This is a genomic window from Candidatus Marinimicrobia bacterium CG08_land_8_20_14_0_20_45_22, assembly GCA_002774355.1.
Lineage (GTDB): Bacteria > Fidelibacterota > UBA2242 > UBA2242 > UBA2242 > 0-14-0-20-45-22.
Genome location: PEYN01000070.1, coordinates 1 through 3,779, shown reverse-complemented (window position 1 = coordinate 3,779; position 3,779 = coordinate 1). Strand labels below are relative to the sequence as shown.

The window sequence follows — 3,779 nt, the reverse complement described above, 5'->3', positions numbered from 1 at the left end:
CTGTTCTAACCAAGGCTTGATGGCGCTCGCCGCGGCTATTTATCTATCTTTGATGGGAAAGACTGGGTTGAAACAGGCGGCAACGCTTTGCCTGAACAACAGTCACTATCTCGCAGAAAAAATATCATCGTTGAAAGGGTTCTCTCTTCCATACGGGAATGTCCCTTTTTTCAAGGAGTTTGTCGTTGAAACGCCGGTCAGTCCTAAGGAAATTATTACCGCCGGATTGGCTGAAAATTTCTTTGCCGGAATCGATCTTGGCAACTATCGTGAAGATTGGAAAGGCCATTTGTTGATGGCCGTAACCGAAAAGAGGACGAGAAAAGAGATCGAATTTTTCGTTAAATTCCTGTCGAAATTTTAAACATGAGAATTTTTAGCAAATTACTACAATCAGCGAAGGAAAACGGCGGCGGATATTTCGTGCTGATTGATCCGGATACGCGAAAAAATGACGACCTAAAGTCGTTTGTACGTGAAATCTGTAATCGTGGCGTTGATGCGATCCTTGTTGGTGGAAGCCTGATTATCGATTCGGATTTTCAGGCGACGGTTCGATTGATTAAGGATGCCAGCGCCATTCCCGTCATCCTTTTCCCCGGCTCCGTTTCTCAAATCAATTGCAGAGTAGACGCGGTTCTATATTTATCGCTAATCAGCGGTCGGAATCCGAATTATTTGTTCGGTGAACACGTCATTGCCGCGCCGACGATTCGGAAATTGGGTATTGAACCGATTTCTACCGGTTACATGCTGTTTGAATCCGGAAAAACAACAACGGCGGAATTTATGAGCAACACGCGACCTTTACCAGCCAATAAACCGGAAATCGCAATGGCTCACGCTCTTGCCGCTCAATATATGGGCATGAGCACGATCTACTTAGAAGCGGGTAGTGGCGCCGAAAATTCCGTTCCGAATGACATAATTAGAGCCGTGAGCCAATACGTCGAAATTCCAATCATTACCGGTGGTGGAATTCGCACGCCGGAAGAGGCGCGCGCCAAGATTGAATCAGGCTCGACGTTCGTCGTAACTGGCAACGTGTACGATGATCCCGCGAAATTCGACTTGTTGAGCGAATTCGTCCGAGCGACTCATCCGAAACAATTTTCATAATCCAGTGAGAATGCCGTGAAAGAACAGATCATCGCTCAACTAATCGAAAGCGCCGACCTTAAAAAACGGCTGGCGACTGACGGTGTCGAGATCATCGAACTGGCGGCGAAACGTTTGATCCGGACGCTGGAAATGGGCGGGAAAATCCTGCTCTGTGGAAATGGCGGAAGCGCCGCCGACGCCCAACATCTCGCCGCCGAACTCGTTTGCAGACTGACGCGTGAACGAAAGGCAATTCCGGCAATTGCGCTGACGACCGATACTTCCATTTTGACCGCAGTTTCTAATGATTACGATTTTTCTATGATTTTCGTACGCCAAATCGAAGCGCTTGGCAAAAAAGACGATGCGCTGGTAGCAATTAGCACCAGCGGCAACTCGCCGAACATTATCAAAGCCGCCGAATTTGCGCGATCCCTCGGACTTTTGACGATCGTTTTGACCGGTGAGAACGGTGGCAAACTGGCAGGTACGTCGGACATCGTGATCCGCGTTCCATCGAAAAACACGCAACGAATTCAGGAATCGCACATCACAATTGGACATATACTTTGCGACCTGATTGAACAATCCATTTGTGGAAATTAATGATCGCCGATTGGACACATGCAGGATTTGACTCAAGATTTTATCAATTATCTGAAGATCGAGCGAAATCTCGCCGGTAATACAATCGACGCCTATCAAAACGATCTCAACCGCTATCTGGATTTTCTGCAAGAGAAAAATATCACCGACATGAAATCCGTCTCGATGAGTGACGTGCAGGAATTCGTCGGTTGTCTCTCGGAAGTCGGCTTATCCGCCAGAAGCCTCGCGCGAAATTTTTCATCAATCCGCATGTTTCATCGATTTCTGGTCAGTGAAAAAATCACCGACAACGATCCGACGGATCAACTGCAATCGCCCAAATTGCCGCGTCGTTTACCAAATGTTTTGGACTTAAACGAGATCGAATTGATTCTGGAAACGATCGACTATACGACGCTCAAAGGAATGCGCGACCGGGCGATCATCGAAACGTTGTATTCGACGGGCGTGCGCGTCTCGGAACTGACGACGATGAAAATGTCCGATGTGTTTTTTCACGAAGGCGTGATTCGTGTGATTGGAAAAGGGTCTAAGGAACGCATCGTACCATTCGGGCATCAGGCGAGCCAGAAAATTAAAATGTATATCACGGCTGTTCGATCCATTCTAATTCGGTATCACAAGAGCAAGGATTTTCTCTTTCTCAACATGCGCGGCGCGCCGCTTTCGCGAATGGGCGTCTGGAAAATCATTCAGGAATATGTTCGGCTTGCGGGCATTCGGAAAAAAGTCAGTCCGCATGTCTTTCGCCATTCATTCGCAACGCATCTGCTGGAAGGCGGCGCCAATCTGCGCGCTGTTCAGGAAATGCTTGGTCACTCCGACATTTCCACCACGCAAATTTACACGCATCTCGACCGGGAATTTCTGATCGAGCAACATCGTACTTTTCATCCGAGGTATCAATGAACTTACAGATGATCATTTTACTTGTTCCGCCGATTCTTCTCGCGCTGACCTTTCACGAATTTATGCATGGATATACGGCTTATCGTTTTGGCGATCCGACGGCAAAACTAAACGGTCGTCTGACGATGAATCCACTCGTGCATCTGGATCCGTTCGGAACGCTGATGTTGTTTTTGGTACATTTCGGTTGGGCGAAACCGGTGCCGGTGGATCCGCGTTATTTTAAGAATCCGAAGCGAGACATGCTATTCGTCGCACTTGCGGGACCGCTCGCGAATATAGCGTTGGCGCTTTTGAGCGGACTTTTACTCCGGTTGATAAAGGCCGGCGGCCTCGATATGCTTCCGAAAATGATTTTGGAACCGGTTTACATCATGACGATTTTGAGCTTGCAGATCAATCTGGCGCTGGCAATTTTCAACCTGTTGCCGATTCCGCCATTGGACGGCTCGAAAATTTTATACGGCATATTGCCGCGCCAATATGAACATTTGATCGAGCCGCTGGAGCGTTACGGCGGATATATTTTAATGGCACTTATTGTCGCTGAGATGGTTACGAAAATATCCATTCTCGGCGGCTTTATCCATCCATTTGTCAACTTTTTTTCAAGCATTTTTGGGGGTGTGTGATGTTCCAAAGAAACACCAGAAGATTTTCCATTAAAGAAAAGTTTGAAGCGAAACAGCAGGAAAAAGAAGATACGCCGGAGCGGCGAATTCACTTCAGACGTATTCGACGCTCGCCCCAAAAACTCAGCCGCCCGATTTGGTGGTTGTTCATTTTAGGAACGTTAATTTTAATGCTTTTTTCATATTTAAAACGGATAGGTTAACCGTCCGCATTTTTCACAAGGAGTTAGAATGCCGGAAATCATCGAGTGTATTCCAAATTTTAGCGAAGGACGCGATCCCAAAATTATTCAGGCAATTACGGATGCGATTCAATCGGTCAGCGGCGTTAAATTGTTAGATGTCGATCCGGGAGCCGACACAAACCGGACGGTCGTGACTTTCATTGGGTCGAAATCCAGTGCGCTGGAAGCCGCGTTTGCCGGAATTGCCAAAGCCGCCGAAGTCATCGACATGCGCAAACATCACGGCGCTCACGCAAGAATTGGCGCCACCGACGTTTGTCCGTTCGTGCCGATCAGCGGAGTA

At 47.7% G+C, this 3,779-nt stretch carries 7 protein-coding genes; all 7 read left to right on the top strand.

What is annotated here, in order from left to right; all coding sequences use genetic code 11:
• The first annotated feature begins 19 nt into the window (after positions 1-19).
• Positions 20-364 (top strand): hypothetical protein, encoded by a 345-nt coding sequence (locus COT43_04245; GenBank protein ID PIS29254.1) that lies wholly within the window; start codon positions 20-22, stop codon positions 362-364.
• 2 nt (positions 365-366) lie between these two features.
• Positions 367-1,119 carry a geranylgeranylglyceryl/heptaprenylglyceryl phosphate synthase gene (locus COT43_04240; protein PIS29253.1) on the top strand — a complete coding sequence of 251 codons (753 nt, stop codon included), beginning with the start codon at positions 367-369 and terminating at the stop codon, positions 1,117-1,119.
• A 27-nt stretch (positions 1,120-1,146) separates the two neighbouring features.
• Positions 1,147-1,707: a phosphoheptose isomerase gene (locus tag COT43_04235; GenBank protein ID PIS29255.1), complete on the top strand. Its 561-nt coding sequence runs from the start codon at positions 1,147-1,149 to the stop codon at positions 1,705-1,707.
• Between the two features lie 18 nt (positions 1,708-1,725).
• A complete protein-coding gene (locus COT43_04230) occupies positions 1,726-2,619 on the top strand; it encodes a site-specific tyrosine recombinase XerD (GenBank protein ID PIS29252.1) in 894 nt (297 codons plus the stop codon).
• A complete protein-coding gene (locus COT43_04225; protein PIS29251.1) occupies positions 2,616-3,251 on the top strand; it encodes a site-2 protease family protein in 636 nt (211 codons plus the stop codon). Before COT43_04230 ends, COT43_04225 begins: the two co-directional genes overlap by 4 nt.
• Positions 3,251-3,454: a hypothetical protein gene (locus COT43_04220; protein PIS29250.1), complete on the top strand. Its 204-nt coding sequence runs from the start codon at positions 3,251-3,253 to the stop codon at positions 3,452-3,454. The genes COT43_04225 and COT43_04220 overlap by 1 nt, the downstream gene beginning before the upstream one ends.
• A 28-nt stretch (positions 3,455-3,482) precedes the next feature.
• Positions 3,483-3,779, top strand: a 297-nt coding sequence (locus COT43_04215) for a glutamate formimidoyltransferase (GenBank protein PIS29249.1), incomplete at its 3' end; no start/stop codon positions are given.